We start from the raw sequence: 16,087 nt of genomic DNA on the forward strand, positions 1-16,087 counted from the left end.
GGAAGCAAGTCTGATATGGGTCATTTGCGGAAGCGGATCGGAAGGTCAGGCCGAGCACCACGATGAAGTCGCGACGCCTCATTTCGCACCCCCCTCGCAGCATCTGCTGCGCGCGTTCTTCGCCGAACTATGCTACCAGCCAGCTGGGTGAGCGTGAAGTGAAGGACGCGCCGCGCGCCGCCTATTGCTGCGATCTGCTTTCAAGCAGCCGGTCGCGGACTTCCTCCGATACAAAGCGCTCTGCCCGCTGCCACGCCTCGTCATTGTCGCCGCGGAACTGGAAGTATTTCCGGAACACGACGCGCTGAGATGTTGTATCGATGGCAACAGTCTGCGCCAGCTGCACCAGCGTGCTCATCTTATGAAAGCCGCCGATGATCAGGATCTGCGCGCCGACCTGTGAAGCCGCGCGCAGCCGATCGCGCAACGCCGGTCCGTCGGTCGGACAATTTGATGCGCAGGAGGACGGCACAAGCTCAAAACGGCGGTCTGCCGTGAGGTCGTCCCGCAGCGCGGTCATGAAAGCCCGCAATCGCTTTTCATGCACGGCCGTCTGATCGGTGGGCTCGTTCGACGTGTCTCTATAATAGAAATCGTCGACGGAGACGGCCAAGGCGTCGTTGGCATTCGCGGCGTATGCAACTGAGATGAGACCGGATCCCAGGAACAGACCGGCTGTGGCAAGAGCGTGCAAGAGGGAGGCGTGGCGCATGGCGATGACTCGATCTGTTACGCATCCACCATCGTTTTGCTTCGGATTATGTTGAGCGCATTTTCGGCGGAAGTGTAGTGAACAATCGGTAATCGTGTTCGAGCTTGAGGTTGAAGTTCGTGCGCGGGGGGACGGAAATTCGCGGCGAGGATCCTTGCGTTGCGGAATGTCGGCTTCGGGTCTTGGTTGTGTGCAAACGGACGCGGCCGTGGTCGACAATCGTTGCAGGCCACGCGTTCCAACGTCCGATAGCCGGCCAAGGTGGATATAGGGACGCGTTATCGCGCTTTTGGACGCACTTTCCGGCCTTCAGGCGGCGCGGATGGCTGCAATCAGGCTCGGTTTGCCGACGATGTTCATCACCCGTGTGAGGTTATAAGCGAGAACATGCAGCGCCATCTCAGTGGCGACATTCCTTAGGCGCTTCATCAGGAAGTGCGTTGCACCCATACGGGCTTTGATCGTGCCGAAGGGATGCTCAACCGTCTCGCGCCGCGTCCGCATGGCGTCGGGATCGGAATCGAGCCGTCTCTGAACCTCCTCGACCACATGCTCATGCTCCCAGCGCGTGATGCGGCGCTCCTTGGACGGCGTACATTGGCTCTTGATCGCGCAGCCTTGGCACGCCGCTGTCGACCAGTAACGGCGCAGCGTCATTCCATGCTCGGTGTTGGTGTAGTGATAGGGCAGCAGCCGGCCGGATGGGCAGCGGTAGACGTCCTCATCAGGCAGGTAGGCGAAGTCCTGTTTGCCGAACCGGCCCTCCGCCTTGGCGTTCGACGTCATGGGCTTGGGCAAGGTGACTGCAACGCCAGCCTCTTCGCAGGCTAATATCTCCTCTCCGTCGAACTAGCCACGGTCGGCGACCGCCTCGAGCTTGTCCGCTTCGAGCACTTCTTTGGCTTGCTTCGACATCCGAGCAAGCTGCCCACGGTCGTTGCCGACGTTTATGACCTCGTGCGTAACAATCAGATGGTGTTCGGTGTCCACCGCGACCTGGACATTGTAGCCGACGACACCCGATCCGCGTCCGCTGGTGGCCATCGAACGGGCATCCGGATCGGTGAGCGATATCTGTTGATCCGGCGTGTTGCGCATCTGCGCATCAAGCACTTCCAGGCGGCTCATCTCCTGCTTCAGCCGAGCGATCTTTTCCTTGATTCTCGTCGTCTTGATGCTGATCGCTTCCGATGGCTCCTGCCGATCGGCACTATCGAGTTGACGCAGATATCGACCGACGCTTTCCTCGATCTGCGCCATCCGCCTCGCCATCTTGGCATGCGTGAAGTTGCGGTCGCGGTTGTTCACCGCCTTGAACTTGCTGCCGTCGATTGCGACGCTTGGGGTCTGCAACAGGCCCATTTGCCGGCATAGGGCAACGAACTTCGCACAAACCTTCCGGATCGCCGCGCCATTGTCCTTCCGGAAATCGGCGATTGTCTTGTGATCGGGAGCCAGGCGGCCGATCAGCCACATCACCTCGATATTGCGGCACGCCTCACGTTCCAGGCGGCGACTGGATTGCACCCGATTGAGATAACCGTAGATGTAAAGCTTCAGAAGGACTGCCGGATGATAGGAGGGCCGGCCCGTCTCCTTCGCGATCACGCGCTCAAACCCCATTCCATGCAGGTCGAGCGCCTCGACGAACGCATCGATCACATGGACCGCGTTGTCCTCGCTTACCCAATCCTCCAGGCATTCCGGCAACAGCGTCAGCTGGGATCTGTCCGCGCCTTCAACGAAGCGTCCCATCCGTATCCCCCAATCAGGAAACGGACGAATCGTAGCCGACTCGTGGCTTTTCACACAGCCAGGGTCACGAGCGGTAATGCTCTGACCAATCGTAATATTTCCGCTTGGCTGTCAAAAGCTGACCTTCGAGTACTCAGCTGGTCTTCCAGACCCACACGCCGTCAGCCCAGAGGTACTCCCCGAACTCGATGTCGGGGTCGCTACTGGACTGAAGGGCTGGGATAGCCTTGCCGGTGCTCTTGCTGAACGCTAGGCGATGAACCTCGCTGTAGTGGGCGCGGTTCTTATCGTTGAGAGGGCCGCCATGGCAGCGGCCGTAATAGAGCGTGTTCACCGGCCCATCAGCTTCAAGCAATACCAGAACGAGTGATCCGCGCGGCACTCGTTCCAGATTGAGACCTCGAGGGCAATGCCAGCGATCGCCGCCGCGACCGCGAGCACGAACACGCCTACGATGGTGAGATTGACCTCATCGGGTCCACCATCGCCTCGCCTTATGCTCGCCGCAGCCGGTCTTATCGAGCCCGACGGGAATATCGTAGGTCGAGCCCATCGCACCGTTTGGTGCGACGGTCGCCTTGGGCGGGTGGCGGTGACAGATGCCCGTGTCCTCTTGCCCGTCAACCGGCACCATGAAGCGGCAGGTCCTGCAGGTCAGCATCATGCTACTTCTCCCGTCTCTGCGTCAGCGATCTCGAGCATTCCAGCCGCAGCGCAGGCGAGGCGGAGCTTGGCGTCCATCTGCTCGGCGGTGACGCCGCGCAGCGGTACCGGGATTGTGTGGTGGTAGCGGCCGTCGGCGCCGGTGACGCCGCGGCTCTTCTTCCAGTCCGGGTTGTCGACCAGACTCAAATGCGTGGGCTTGGAATTGCGGTCGAAGAACCACTGCACCAGCGCGTCGACCGCGGCCTGGACGAGCAGCATGCCGTCGTCCCGGGTTGCCTTGGGCTTCGGCGCGGTTTTGGCCTCACGGATCAGGCCCAGAGAGACGCCGATCTCGTGCAGCGTCTTGGCGAGGCCCGGCTTGAGCACCGGGTTGATTTCCTCGTTGTTGCAGCAGACGCTCTCGATCAGGCTGCGCAGATGGGATCTGTGTCGAGTACCAGACCCGAGGGCTTCATTTTCAGGCTCTCTCCCCTTGAATTCTCGCGCAAGTTGAGGAAGCCTCGCCTGCGGCTTAGGGGGCAATATGCGGAAATTCGTGATCGTGGCAGCCGGGATGGCCCTGTTGGGCTACGCCTCCTATCGTCCGGCCGCGCCCCCTGCCCCTCCCGCTCCATCGACCGCCGTCGCTGCGTTGCCGAGGGCGGAGGAGCCGCCGCCGAGGACCGCGACGCCGGCACCGCGTCAGGAGTCCGCCCGGCTGGCGCGCACCGCCCTGCCCTCGGACATCGCGCCAAAGGTGAATCAGCAACCCGTCCAGCGGCCGGCGCAAGCGGCACCGCCGGCACCGGCAAAGCGAACAGCCGAGGTGCTCACCGCCGCGGCGATCGCCGCCCTAATCATCCAGGAGAGCCGGCGCGCCTACCATGCCACCGGGCGCCCCTGTGCTTGCCCAGACGACTCCATGCGCAATGGACGGGCCTGTGGCAGCCGTAGCGCCTATAGCCGCCCCGGCGGCCGCGCACCGCTTTGCTATCCAGGCGACATCACCGAAGCTATGATCAAGAATTACAGGGCACGGCTGGCGGAGCGATAGCGACCGGTGCGCCAGACGAGAGCTCCGAGGCTACTCCGATTGTCTAATGCGGAGGCCATTGCGCGCAGGCGGGTCGCTGTGGTTGTATCCCGCCGGTTTTAAAATCACACCACTGGGGGGATTTTCAATGAAACGAGCTCTTTTGGCTCTTGTTCTCTCGATTGCGGCGACAGGCGCCCAAGCGCAACTCTATGGCACAGGCTCCAATCCGCGCAGCCACGGTGTATCTGGGCATTACACTAGCAGCGGAACGTACGTGCAGCCCTACGTCGCTACCAATCCGAACAGCACGCAGATGGATAACTACAGTACCCGCGGCAACGTGAACCCCTACACCGGCCAAGTTGGGACGCGGAATCCGCGGTACTAACCGTTAGCGATCGGAGAACCGAATGAGGATCAATCGAGTGGAGCTAAACGCGACCGAGCAAAAGGTCCACGATATCGTCATGCCTCGCCTCGAGGGATTGGCCAACATCTTGGTTTTGAAACAACAAGACGATCGAATTCGCCTCGATGTTGTTTCGCAGCATCATTTCCAGCGAACGGCTGCCGAGCTTGAAGAAGCATGCGAACACGCGGCAAAGGCTACTTCCTGCTCTTTTGATGTGACGGTCACAACCCATTGGCCTGCAACTAAGGAAAACCGGTGAGGCAGTTCGACCACCTAACGCTCGCCGAGCTTGAGACTAGAATAAGGCTTCGGGAGCGCGACTGTGATCCGACGCTGCAGCAAAGGCAAGAACTCGAGGAAATGAAGGCGGCGCTCGAGCGTCGGAAAGCAACCGCCCGGCAGAAATAGCGCGGGGCATCGGCCCGGCGCATCAAGGAATTTCAGCTAGTATCACTGGTCCGGGCTCTCACACCCACCAGACATCCCACCACGGATTTGGAGGGGAGCGGCGGAGGTTCTGAGTTATCGGGTGTCTTGGGGTGACCATGAATCCAGTGCGAACGCATCACGCTACGCTGGGCTGATAATCAAGCTCGCGTTCTTGTTTTTCGATTGCCTCCCCGCTATCCACCATAGGTGGAGCGCGGCTCGTGATCGGCCGCGCCAAGCGAACGGTGCTTGAGCTAATGAAGTGGGCCGCGCTTTCGATATTGCTGGGACTGCCAGTGGCAGCAGGAGCCCAAGATGCTGCCGTGGTCGCGCGGTTGAACGACGTGAGTGACCGCTACAACGAATGTGTCTATTTCTCTGCCGTAAGCCAGGTAAACCCCTCGCAGCTCGATATCAATCTGGCGGCAGAGCAGGCTTTCAATGCCTGCAAGTCGGAAACTGAGCTTATGCTCCAGGCCATGAGGGAAGCTGGTCTCAGTGAGCCGCAGATCGCGAAGGTGTTTCTAGACAAAAAGACCGGGATTAAGCGCGAACTACGCAAGATGATGAATGAGGCGCAGGGTATTCGACGATAATTTCGGTCTTGGATTCATGAGAAGCATAGCTGTCGCAATAATTTCGTTGCTGTTTTCCGCGGGGGCCACCGCGCAGGACCTGGGCGCGAGAATGAAGCAGCTCAGGCAGCAATACGATAGTTGTGTCGTCGATGCCGTTAGGTCTCAGGTGGCGAATTCGCTCCCGACCAACTCAGCCCAAACAGTTGAAATGGCTTTTCAAGCCTGCACGACCGAAGAGCAGGCAATCCTTGCCCTCGCCTACTCGTCGGGGATTGCACCTGTCCAAGTTAATCAGTTGATGTCAAACGTCAAAGTATACTTGAAGCAATCCATCCGAACCATCTTAGCGGATCCTGAAAAATACCTCGCAGAACATCCACTTCGAAACGGATGCAAGGGGTCCTATACGCGCTATGACGGGGCAACAGTCTATACAGATTGTCCGGGGAAGTAGGAAAAACAGTCAACTTTTGCGGCCCGCAACATCATAGCCCCCTCCGTCGTGGATTTCCGCTGATCGACGCAGAGCGGGATAATCGAGGGCCCTTTCGCCCTCGCCCCCCGTTGCCTTCGCACAATCGTGCGGCGCATCCAAAAAGCGAACGAAAGATGGATTGCGCGCGCCGGTTACAAGGTGATAAGAGCCCTCTTGTTTGGGTTTGGGGCATATTGATCAATGAGAATATTTTGGGTTGCGCTTTGCGCTGCCGCGCTTGGCGGCTGCGCGTCGGTGACGCGAGGGACAACTGAGACCATCAGCATTTCGTCGAATCCATCGGGCGCCGAAGCGACGGTCTCCGGGCTGGAAGTTCCGACGGTGTGCACGACTCCCTGCGCGATCGTCGCGAAGCGCTCCGCAGACATCACAGTCACGGTCGCGAAGCCTGGTTACGAAACAGAGATCGTTCCGCTGACGAAGGACATCCCGACGACCGGTGGCGCCGCATTCGCAGGTAATCTCCTGCTGGGAGGATTGGTCGGAATGGGCGTCGACGCCGCTACGGGCGCGGCCACGGATCACAAGCCAAATCCTGTGATCGTTACGATGAAGCCAGCCCAGACCTCCGGCCCCCAACGCGCCGCTCCAAGACGTCAGGGACCGTCGTCCGATGGAGCACCGGGAAGCAAGCTTGCTCTCGCTCTGTGGTTGCGGGAAAGGCACGCTCAACAGCGAAACGACTTATGAATGAACAGACGTCGACTACGAAAGCGCATTGCAACAGTTGCGGACCATTCCGTACGCACAAGATCCTCGCAATGGTCGAAAAGCGCTGGGACGATGAGGAGGCTATGCTCCATGGTACAGACAGATATCATCTGCTCGAATGCGCTGGCTGTGAACGAATAACACTGCGCCACGAGTCCTGGAATTCGTATGAAACCGATGACGATGGCCATCCTATCACCGCTACAGTCTACTATCCGCCGGCTATTTCGAGAAAGGAGCCGGCGTGGTTAGATTCACCTGATGGACCGTTCTTCATTGATTTCGACAACACGATCAAAAAATTTCTGAGGGAAATTTATTCGGGCTTGCACAACGATTCCCGCGCGCTGGCAACTATGGGTATCCGCGCGTTGATCGAGCACATCATGATCGACCAAGTAGGCGATAATGGAGCAATTGGCGCCAATGTCGATCTGTTCATTAAGGCCGGCTACATTGCGCCAAAATCAGAAGCCCTGTTTCGTGAAAATCTGCTTGAGTCCGGTCACGCTGCGATGCACCGCGGCTATTTCCCGCGCCCATCAGACATTGCAGCACTGCTGGACATAGCCGAGAGTTTGATCGAGACCATCTATGTCCATCCTCATCAGGCGAAGGGACAAAAGATTCCACCTCGAAAGAGTAAGAGATGATCGTGATCAACCCAGCTCACGCTCGAGCCTAGGCGGGCTTCCCGAGCGGCCTGAGCGCGTATGTCGGCGCCCATGACCTGCCGCCCCAGATGACTTCGCGCTTCTTGGTGCTCATGGCCGGCCAATTACAGAGCCGTCGGCGCCGCCAGGCAATCCGCTAGGTCTGGTCGCCACGCGGCGGCCGGTTACCAGCCCTCGGTCAACTCGGCCATTTGGAGCTCTTCGCTAATTGAAACCCGCCGGGCGCGCCTCGGCGGGCGGTCGCCTAGCGCGAGCGAGGGATACCACCTCAAAATTGCTTCACACTCCCGGATCAGACGCCAGTAGTGAGAGCGTTGGTGGCTCATGTCGCCATTCACTCCGTCCAGCGCCGCCAGTTTAGATCTGAAGCGCGTCAAATCTGCCTCGACTCGTTCAACAAAGCCGAACATTCAAGTTCTCCTTCTTCAAATCGCGCGCAGGGTAGCCGCCCTTCGCGCTAGATAACCGAACGACATCCGATCGAAAATCCCCTCAATTGGAGTTGAGTAGTGCTTGCCCTCGCCCTCAAGTTGCGGTTGGATAGTTGCGCGGTCTGGGGGACGGCATGCTGCTCATTTTGTTGGATTGTTTTGACGGGGATTGTTGCAGCTGCGGCCGAAGCTCGAGGACGGAGTGGGCTCGCCTGGTTCGCGGTCGCATTCTTCCTATCGCCGCTACTTGGCATTCTGCTTCTGCTCGTCTTTCCGAATCTAAAGCACGAACGGCTCTTGCAGGCGGCCATCGGAACCCGCGCGCAAGGCCGAGGGGGGCCGCCACCGCTCCCGAAGGCCAGATTTCTGGGCCGCGCCGACAGAGTGACAATCGATCGAAGTCCGCGGCCGTTCGAGCCGGACGGAGTCTATGCCGGCATTCCCTACAAGGTAACAGAAGACGGATCGATTGAGGCCATCATGCAAGGCGCAATGGTGCGCTTTCGCAACTTTGAGAAGTTCACAGGTGCGATAGGCGCGTCATAATGAGCACCGGCTCGCGAAGGGCGATGGAGCGCATGACAAAAGAGGTCGAGCTGCACATCGATAAGCTAGCATATGCTGTTGCCCTGCTAGATGGCGCCCAGCGACTCGACCGATCCGCACGGGGCCAGGACGTTTCCCGGATTGGAATTCCCTTTTTCCTTCTCATCGGCTTCAGTATCGAGAATGGCCTGAAGGCACTCTTGCAATTTCAGGGACGTCAACCTCGCCGTGATTGGCACACGTCCCATGACCTCGCTGATTTGCTAGCGAAAACAGATGGACTTCGTAAGCACCTTTGGCCTGGTGCCGCAGAGTCCATCGAACACCTGAGCCGTTACCACAAAGAGTTTTGGTTCAGATACCCTGAACGGGCAGCGACCGCGGACGTCTACACGGCCGAAAGCACTTGCATGCTCGTCAATCACCTTCTGACCGAGATCTCCCGTTTAATCGGCTACCGGGCATAATGGCCGATCTGACCCTCGCCGGGGCGGCTGGCGACGAAAACCTATCTGTCCACCCGCTTGTATGGCGTGATTTCCTGCTGCCCTATCAGAATCGGACGAAATTTGGATCCTTGCAATCAAGCCGAGCGAGCCTATTTCGAGCGCATGAATCTGACAGAAGTCCAAGACCAAGCTATACAAGCCCGTATGGCACTCATCGTTGGCGCGAAAACGTTTGACCGGCTGTTCGCCGGCATTCACTTCGACGAGCTCGACGGCGATATCCTCTTCGTTTATGCGAAGGATGAGGAAACCGCGGCCCAGGTCGAGGACAACTTCTCACTCCACATCCAGATCATCGCCGCAAATATCCTGAAGCGCGAGGTCAACATCGTGATGGTCTTGCCGAAGCAGTTCGTTCACTGAGCGCGTCAAAGCGCGAACCTCTACGGAATGTCATCGCCGCGCGTCCGACCAGCGCCGATCGAATGCGGCCTGTTCCAGAAAAATTCCCGGTTGCCTGTCGCGGCCTCGGCGTATTGATCTATAGCCAGCATGATCGCTTGGACATGGTGGAAGCACCATCCCTGGTGCGCGCCGATTTTTCGAACCTCGGCCAAAGCCTTGAGGAACGGCGGATGATCTGCAGAGTCGGAGAAGTATCTCTTCACCACTTCCGGCCTCCCAGCACTTTGCCGGCGGTCGGCCCTGGCGCCGCCTTCTTGAGCCTGTCACGCTCGGCGCAAAGCGTGTCGATCTTCGCAAGCATCCGCTCAAGGAGAAGTTCGGCCGATGCGGTGCAAATCTCCGCCCGTTGAAGCGTCAAAATATCATTTCGCTGACGCCCGACCTGGATGCGCATGTAAGATTGGCAGATTACGTTGAGCTGATTTAACCCGGAACAACGCACTTGCCACGATTGCGATTTCTTAGGATTTGGACAGCGGACTTTGGCGCGCTCGAAGAGCGTCAATCTGCGTGGTTCCGTTTGGCACGAAGTGCTGCTGGCATTTGCGGTCAGACCAGAGTCGGACATGCTAAATGGGTCACTCTCCTCCACATCTTTTGCTGGTCCTGCAGGCGCGCAAGAGGACCTCATCGAAGGGCCTTGGCAACAAATCGAATCGAATGCTGGCGCTTGCCCGAAATGTCGTATTTCGATTTCAGAAAGGTCACTCGCTGAGCGTTGTAGCCAACAACGGATGGTCAGCCGTCGTTGGTGTCGTAGGAACCAAGGACCCAATCGAAGCGACGGGGACAGGCGTATGGGCGCCGGGGAACATCGGCACGACGGCTGGCAGACGGTTCAATGTGGTCTTTCGCTTGGCGGATCAACGTCTCTACATGTCTATGCGCGTTGAGATGGAAGATGGTTCCCGACGCCTTATCAAGGCGGTGTTCGGACGCGTGTGGTTCGGAGCTTGAGACCTGTTTCCGGTGACCGCTGTGGGCCCATCCGCGAAGTGGTGGCACCTCTAATTGAGGTCCGTTTAGCCCCCGATTGGAGACGTACTTGCCTCCAATTAGAGCGATGACAGGACCGATTTTGACCCTGAGCCGACTTGGTTGGCTGAGGCTCAACCGTGCATGACGAGCAAAGCAAGCGTCCCCACGGCGAGTAGTGCGGCCCACGTCACCAAGACGGTCATTCCGTACTTCCTAAGCAGCTGAGCATTCATTTTTCACACTCCAGCATTTCCACACGGGGCCGGGGAACGTGGTTCAAAGGCACACGGAACTCTGACCCACATGTCTCCGCGGGCACGCGACCCACGCTCACGTAAGGAGCGCCGCAATAGATCGCCAGACCGACAAACAGATATCTTCAAGAAAACAACACCGGCCGCTCCTGGCCCGTCGCGAACCTTGCTGCTGGGCCCCGCGCGATGGCAGCTTTGGGCCACAAGCACCGGAAAAGCCGACGTGCCGGGAAGTCCCAGTCGGGCCAAGAGGTGACACTCAACCCACCTTTCCAGCGCCCCTGCGGGGGCCGATCAAACGGTCTGAAAGAGGGCTCCAACAAGGTGGTCTGCAAACAAAAAAGGTCGCGCCGACAGGAGTGGGCGCGACTCGGCATCGCCAGTCGATCAGGAATGAGGCCACCGACTACTTCTCTTTGATAACGGTCGTGCTGCTAGTGCCGCTAGTGCTACCAACAGTGCCTTCATCGCAGACTTTGGTCTGCTTGATGCGGTCTTCAGCTTCCACGCGGCTCGTGAAGGCCATTGGACCGATCTGCGTCACGACTTCCTTGTCCGCCGGGCGCGTGGTGGTAATCGTGCAGTGACGGCTGGGTCCTTGTACGACGTAGTACTCATCAGCCAGTGCTGGGGCGGCGCATCCGATGATTAGTGCGCCAGCAAGAAGAAGGGGTGCTTTCATTGTCGCCTCTCTATTCAAGTACTGCCGAATAACGGACGAGCGCGGTGAACAGAAATCCGCGTGCTACTGCGAACTCGACTAAATTGCCGCTCATCGTTCAATCCTCTCGACGGTTCTGTAACTCGCCCGACGGGTTGGAGTTCCGCGATTTCTGGTGCAATGTAGGCCAGCACCAAACCAGCTGAATTTGGTTGCAATGGTACAAAGACCCTGAGTTCTGCTCCGGGTCATTTTCGACGGATTCAGCGGGGGCTCGGCAGGTTGATGTCCGCTTCTACCCCGTGAGCGCCGAACTGGGGCCGGGCCAGAAGGGTTGCGCTTGGACGGACCCCCGTGATTCAAACTCCCAAACTGGGGGTCGAATCATGCGCTACGAACTCGCCGACTATGAATGGGTTGCCATCACGCCCATGCTGCCGAACAAGCCGCGTGGCGTTCCTCGGGTAAACGACGGGCGTGTCCTCAACGGCATCTTCTGGGTCCTGCGATCCGGGGCACCTTGGCGCGATTTGCCGGATCATTTTGGCCCTTACACGACCTGCTATAACCGTTTCGTCCGCTGGCGCGGGCTGGTGTCTGGGGCCGCATCATAGACGCACTTGCCGCTGCCCACGACGCCGCGGTCCAGATGATCGACACCTCCATTGTCCGTGTACATCAGCATGGAGCCTGCATTACACGAAACCAGCGCCAATCGATGGGAGGTCACGCGGCGGCTTGACGAGCAAAATTCATGCGGTGGTCGATAGCAATGGTCTGCCGGTACGGCTGGCGCTGAGCCCCGGTGAGGCGCACGACGTTCGACTTGCCGGAAAACCGCTGTCTCGTCTCAAAGTCGGGTCAATGCTGCTTGCTGGCCGTGGCTATAATGCCGACTGGATCAGAGAGCTTGACATGAAGAAGGGCGCGTGGGCCAACATCCCACCGAAAAGCAATCGCAGCGATCCGATCTGCTTCAGCCCCTATCTCTACCGCCCTCGCAAACAGGTCGAGCGGTTCTTCAACAGGATCAAACAATGTCGTCGGATGGCGACGCGCTACGACAGGCTCGCCGCCAACTACCTTGCCTTCGTTCAGCTCGCGTCAATCAGGCTATGGCTGCGCCTTAATGAGTCCGCGTCCTAGAGCTGCAGCGCGAGCCGCCGGCCTGTAATGGTACAAATACTGTCAATCGCGCCTTCATCCATGGCATTGAGCGAGGGCTGCAAAACGCAAGCCTCCTTACAATCCGGCACGTTTCTCAGGCCCTCGAAGTTCGACCTGCAGATTTACTCGAGGAGAAAGCGTCCGAGATTTGGTGCTAGATCTTGCCCCGCGACTGCAGGACGCGCCTGGCATAAAATCAGATGGTCTGATTCTTCTCGTCAACGATCACGATGCGCGGCTGAAATCTACGAGCTTCATCGCCGTCGAAATTGGCGTAGGTAACAATAATGACCTTGTCGCCTACCATCGCTTGACGCGCCGCGGCTCCGTTAAGGCCGATGGTGCCCGAACCGCCGGGAGCCTCGATGACGTAGGTTGAAAATCGAGCGCCATTGTCGATGTTGTAGATGTCCACGCGTTCATTAACGAGGAAGCCGGCGGCCTCGATGAGATTTCGGTCGATGGAAATCGAGCCCTCATAGTGCAAGTCAGCTTCAGTCACGCGCGCACGATGAATTTTGCCCTTCATCAACGTCACTTGCATCGAGAGTATCCCGTATCGTTGTCCCGGAATTTTCGAGGCTGCCAATATGGGCTGAGCGGCTGCACGTCAATGGAAGGCGTGACCCGGATTACCCTCAGTTGGAATATTCTCCGACTGATGCGCGATTGAGCGCAGCCATTCTCGCAAACCAATTTTCTGGAGCAAATTTCAGTCGGCAGTGGATGCTGCATCCAGGGCTACGACCGTTAATGAGTGGGGCATCTGGCGAGGGCCGGAGGCGGACTTCCATGATCCGGATGCCGGAGCTTCTGACCTGTCCGGCCGCATCGGCCCGTACGAGAAAAATTGGCATTCTGGCGTGTTGCGGTCGGCTTCAAGCGAAGAGCCCGCCCGATCCGCTCGGGCGGGGCTTGGCGGAGCGAGCCTCACTCGCCGTTTTTCCGCGGCCGCGACCAGAGCAGGGTGTAACCTTCGCCGCCCTCATCCTCGAACAGGTTCGCATAGATCGGCGCGTTGAAGGAGGGGGCGTCGAACTTGAGCGAGAGATAGTCGCGGCCCTCTTCGGAGCGCTTGGACCACCCCGCGCCGATCTCGGCTCTACCCACGTAGACGCGGTGGCTTGGAGCATTCTCGCTTGCGCGGTTGGGCTCGGCGACGATGCGGACGCCCTTGGCCTGCAGGCTCAGGGTGATGATCTCGCCCTGGAAATCGTTGCCGACCTTCTTGAAAGAACCGATGGTAGCCATGTCACATCTCCTTGAGTTGTTTCGAGCCGCGACCACCGCGGCCTCGATGGCGATGAAAAGGCCGAACGACGATCGGCGACGCACCCGCTCGCGGGCCGAAGCGCAGCGGAGGACGCCTTTGGTGAGACTTTCTTGCCTCGCGAGGAATGGGCGTCAGCCCAGGGGAAGAAAGTCTCAACCATGGCGTTGCGGCTCAGACGATCGAGGCGCAGCCGGTCTTCGGCCAGATCAAGCCATCAAGAGGCCAGGTGCGTCCGCGCGCTGAACAACAGTTAGGGAGAAGACGTGGCCAACATTGGTTGTGTCAGGCAAGAGGCCGACGAGGTCCAGTCAGATAAAGAAACAGCGTGCAGGAAAAGGCCATACGCTCTTGCCGCAAATTCCGCAAGCGAGCATCTCCTCCTCCACTCACAGTGGGAAACGATCTCGGCGTCGTAGTATCTGGCAGCTCTGAACAGCCGCGCCGGCTGAAGATGCATCTCGACGAGACACCTGTCAGTCGATAGTGGCCGGGCCCCTCGGGCGTAGACGCGAAGGATTATCCTTCGCGCGCCGCGGTCGTGAGAATTGGCTGAGAATTGCTCTGGCTCGCCCTGCCCGGCTCCGGACGTGGCTGTGCGAAAACAGTGATCCGCGTCCAGGCTGTGGCTCCGATGAAGACTGCACCGACGCAGGCGAAAACCTCGCGCCACAGCGGCGACGGCACGAAGACCTGGAACAGTCCGAAGATCACCTGGTAACCGGCAATGCCGGCCGGCACGACGAACACCGTCGCGACAATAGCGCGCAGGATCGTTGGTCTTGCCGTCGCAAACGCAAATTGACCAGTGGCGAGCGTCAGCGCGGCCGTGCCGATGCCAACGAGCAGCGCACCAACGACCCCAGTGCCGCTATGCAATGCCAATATGCCGACGGTAACTGCCGTGAGGAATGGAAGGGCATAGACCGCGAGCTCAAAGATGAGCCAGCAGAACAAGCCGATTCCGAGCGTATTGAGGTCGAGTCCAAGGGCGAGCACGGTGGTGGCCTCCGTTCGAGGATGTAACGGGTCGCGCCTTCCACCACCACCACGGCGCAACTGAATGTGTAGCTGAGACTAAGGCAAAGATGCGAAGCAAATCCGTCTTCGTAGCGGAAATGCTATTCTCATCTTCGACGAGTGGGTTATCGACACACAGACGGCTCAGTCCAGTCGTCCGACTTCGTTCCGAAATCTTTGGACGGCGCTCACGCGCCGCCGTTGCGGAATTTCCAGACGGGGATTCCGAGTTTCTTCGCCTTGTCAGCGAGGTTGTCCTGGATGCCGGTGCCCGGGAAGTGCATGACCCCGATCGGCATTGTGGCGAGCATGGCGTCGTTGCGCTTGAATGGTGCAGCCTTCGCATGTTTGGTCCAGTCCGGCTTGAATGCGATCTGCGGGACGTTGCGATTGCTCGCCCATTTGGAGGCGATGAGTTCAGCGCCCTTTGGCGAGCCGCCATGCAGGAGGACCATGTCCGGATGTTTTGCATGAACCTTGTCGAGCCGGTCCCAGATGAGCGAGACGTCGCCAAAGTCGAGCCCGCCGGTGAGTGCGATTTTCGGTCCAGGCGGCAGCATCACCTCGGTGTCGGCGCGGCGCTTCGCGGCGAGGAAGTCGCGGCTGTCGATCATCGCGGCGGTAAGCGTGCGGTGGTTGACCACTGATCCGGAGCGCGGCCGCCAGGGTGAGCCGGTGTGGACTTCGAAGCGCTCGGCGGCCTGGTCGCGAAAGAGCTCCATGGCGTTGCGGCGTTCGACCAGCGTGATGCCTTGGGCCGTGAGGCGCTCCAGTTCGACCGACCGGACTTCCGATCCGTTCTGTTCGCGCTGGCTTTTCTGCTGCGTCTGCTCGTTACCATCGAGCTCGCGTTCGATGCGGCTGACTGCGCGGTGGAACAGGTTGACCGTCGACCAGAGCAGGTCGTCGAGGTCTGTTTCGAGGCGGGTGTCGGAGAGCGTCGAGACTAGGGCATCGAAGATATCGGCGATCGCACCGGCGACGACGTTGCCTTCGGGGAGCGGCCTTGGATCAGGCTCATCCTGCAAAGGACAGTAGCCGTAGAGCTGAAGTTCCTGGAGGACGTGATCAGTCGGGGATGAAGCGTGCGGCGGTTCGAAATCGGTGTCGTCGCGGTCGGTCGTCATGGGTGAGGTCCTTTGCCGGATCGGCCGCGCCCGTCGCGGCCTTCGTGGCGATCACTCAGACGGCGGGCGGAGCGGACCAGAACGCGGAGCGAAGCGGAGAGCCGAAGCGACAGCGGAGGATGGCGAAGGTGCGGCTATTTTGCTTCGCGATGCAAAGGCGCGGGACGCGCCGGCGGAAAATAGCCGCGCCGCAGCCATTGCCGGGCCGAGCCGCCTGCCGTCCGATCGCCCTCTAGAAGGCCTGGGGCGCGTCTCTGTCCGGCGACGGCGG

18 protein-coding genes and 2 pseudogenes are annotated in these 16,087 nt (G+C 59.3%); 8 read left to right on the forward strand and 12 right to left on the reverse strand.

Annotated elements, in window-relative coordinates:
• Window positions 1-181 precede the first annotated feature (181 nt).
• The 5 genes and pseudogenes from I6F35_RS28220 to I6F35_RS28240 form a co-directional block, all read right to left on the reverse strand.
• Window positions 182-712, reverse strand: a complete 531-nt coding sequence (locus I6F35_RS28220) for a DUF2380 domain-containing protein (protein WP_225120935.1) — start codon at window positions 710-712, stop codon at window positions 182-184.
• A gap of 309 nt (window positions 713-1,021) precedes the next feature.
• Window positions 1,022-2,467: pseudogene (locus tag I6F35_RS28225) on the reverse strand (IS1182 family transposase).
• Between the two features lie 133 nt (window positions 2,468-2,600).
• Window positions 2,601-2,801, reverse strand: a complete 201-nt coding sequence (locus I6F35_RS28230; RefSeq protein WP_225120936.1) for a hypothetical protein — start codon at window positions 2,799-2,801, stop codon at window positions 2,601-2,603.
• Window positions 2,802-2,936: 135 nt separating this feature from the next.
• Complete coding sequence (locus tag I6F35_RS28235) at window positions 2,937-3,131, reverse strand: hypothetical protein (protein ID WP_225120937.1); 195 nt, start codon at window positions 3,129-3,131, stop codon at window positions 2,937-2,939.
• On the reverse strand, window positions 3,128-3,499 hold the full coding sequence (locus tag I6F35_RS28240; RefSeq protein ID WP_225120938.1) for a hypothetical protein: 372 nt from the start codon (window positions 3,497-3,499) through the stop codon (window positions 3,128-3,130). The genes I6F35_RS28235 and I6F35_RS28240 overlap by 4 nt, the downstream gene beginning before the upstream one ends.
• Before the next feature lie 157 nt (window positions 3,500-3,656).
• Here I6F35_RS28240 and I6F35_RS28245 point away from each other — a divergent pair, with 157 nt between their 5' ends.
• From I6F35_RS28245 to I6F35_RS28265, 5 genes are all read left to right on the forward strand, one after another.
• On the forward strand, window positions 3,657-4,166 hold the full coding sequence (locus tag I6F35_RS28245; protein WP_225120939.1) for a hypothetical protein: 510 nt from the start codon (window positions 3,657-3,659) through the stop codon (window positions 4,164-4,166).
• 392 nt (window positions 4,167-4,558) lie between these two features.
• Window positions 4,559-4,819, forward strand: a complete 261-nt coding sequence (locus tag I6F35_RS28250) for a hypothetical protein (protein ID WP_225120940.1) — start codon at window positions 4,559-4,561, stop codon at window positions 4,817-4,819.
• Between the two features lie 391 nt (window positions 4,820-5,210).
• Window positions 5,211-5,585, forward strand: a complete 375-nt coding sequence (locus tag I6F35_RS28255) for a hypothetical protein (RefSeq protein WP_225120941.1) — start codon at window positions 5,211-5,213, stop codon at window positions 5,583-5,585.
• Window positions 5,586-6,243: 658 nt separating this feature from the next.
• Window positions 6,244-6,753, forward strand: coding sequence for a PEGA domain-containing protein (locus I6F35_RS28260; protein WP_225120942.1), 510 nt, complete (start codon window positions 6,244-6,246; stop codon window positions 6,751-6,753).
• Between the two features lie 71 nt (window positions 6,754-6,824).
• A complete protein-coding gene (locus tag I6F35_RS28265) occupies window positions 6,825-7,427 on the forward strand; it encodes a DUF4145 domain-containing protein (protein WP_225120943.1) in 603 nt (200 codons plus the stop codon).
• A gap of 185 nt (window positions 7,428-7,612) precedes the next feature.
• On the opposite strand, the gene I6F35_RS28270 is transcribed toward I6F35_RS28265, so the two are convergent.
• Window positions 7,613-7,858: a hypothetical protein gene (locus I6F35_RS28270; protein ID WP_225120944.1), complete on the reverse strand. Its 246-nt coding sequence runs from the start codon at window positions 7,856-7,858 to the stop codon at window positions 7,613-7,615.
• A gap of 599 nt (window positions 7,859-8,457) precedes the next feature.
• Between I6F35_RS28270 and I6F35_RS28275 the strand changes: the two genes are divergently transcribed.
• Entirely contained in the window at window positions 8,458-8,892 is a 435-nt protein-coding gene (locus tag I6F35_RS28275; RefSeq protein ID WP_225120945.1) for a hypothetical protein, read from the forward strand.
• Between the two features lie 186 nt (window positions 8,893-9,078).
• Window positions 9,079-9,297 (forward strand): hypothetical protein, encoded by a 219-nt coding sequence (locus tag I6F35_RS28280; RefSeq protein WP_346283203.1) that lies wholly within the window; start codon window positions 9,079-9,081, stop codon window positions 9,295-9,297.
• Window positions 9,298-9,538: 241 nt separating this feature from the next.
• Here I6F35_RS28280 and I6F35_RS40575 read toward each other — a convergent pair whose 3' ends face one another.
• Entirely contained in the window at window positions 9,539-9,844 is a 306-nt protein-coding gene (locus tag I6F35_RS40575) for a hypothetical protein (RefSeq protein ID WP_346283204.1), read from the reverse strand.
• 1,133 nt (window positions 9,845-10,977) lie between these two features.
• Window positions 10,978-11,253 (reverse strand): hypothetical protein, encoded by a 276-nt coding sequence (locus tag I6F35_RS28295; protein ID WP_130577519.1) that lies wholly within the window; start codon window positions 11,251-11,253, stop codon window positions 10,978-10,980.
• A gap of 365 nt (window positions 11,254-11,618) precedes the next feature.
• On the opposite strand from I6F35_RS28295, the pseudogene I6F35_RS28300 reads away from it, so the two are divergent.
• Window positions 11,619-12,375, forward strand: a pseudogene (locus I6F35_RS28300) (IS5 family transposase); the annotation flags it as partial.
• Window positions 12,376-12,595: 220 nt separating this feature from the next.
• Here I6F35_RS28300 and panD read toward each other — a convergent pair.
• The 4 genes from panD to I6F35_RS28320 form a co-directional block, all read right to left on the reverse strand.
• Window positions 12,596-12,943 carry an aspartate 1-decarboxylase gene (panD, locus tag I6F35_RS28305; protein ID WP_225120948.1) on the reverse strand — a complete coding sequence of 116 codons (348 nt, stop codon included), beginning with the start codon at window positions 12,941-12,943 and terminating at the stop codon, window positions 12,596-12,598.
• Between the two features lie 386 nt (window positions 12,944-13,329).
• Window positions 13,330-13,650 carry a DUF736 domain-containing protein gene (locus I6F35_RS28310; RefSeq protein ID WP_225120949.1) on the reverse strand — a complete coding sequence of 107 codons (321 nt, stop codon included), beginning with the start codon at window positions 13,648-13,650 and terminating at the stop codon, window positions 13,330-13,332.
• A 538-nt stretch (window positions 13,651-14,188) separates the two neighbouring features.
• Window positions 14,189-14,668, reverse strand: coding sequence for a hypothetical protein (locus I6F35_RS28315; protein ID WP_225120950.1), 480 nt, complete (start codon window positions 14,666-14,668; stop codon window positions 14,189-14,191).
• A gap of 209 nt (window positions 14,669-14,877) precedes the next feature.
• Window positions 14,878-15,816, reverse strand: a complete 939-nt coding sequence (locus tag I6F35_RS28320) for a DUF2493 domain-containing protein (protein ID WP_225120951.1) — start codon at window positions 15,814-15,816, stop codon at window positions 14,878-14,880.
• Window positions 15,817-16,087: the final 271 nt, after the last annotated feature.

Source organism: Bradyrhizobium sp. BRP22 (assembly GCF_020194175.1).
Classification (GTDB): Bacteria; Pseudomonadota; Alphaproteobacteria; order Rhizobiales; family Xanthobacteraceae; genus Bradyrhizobium.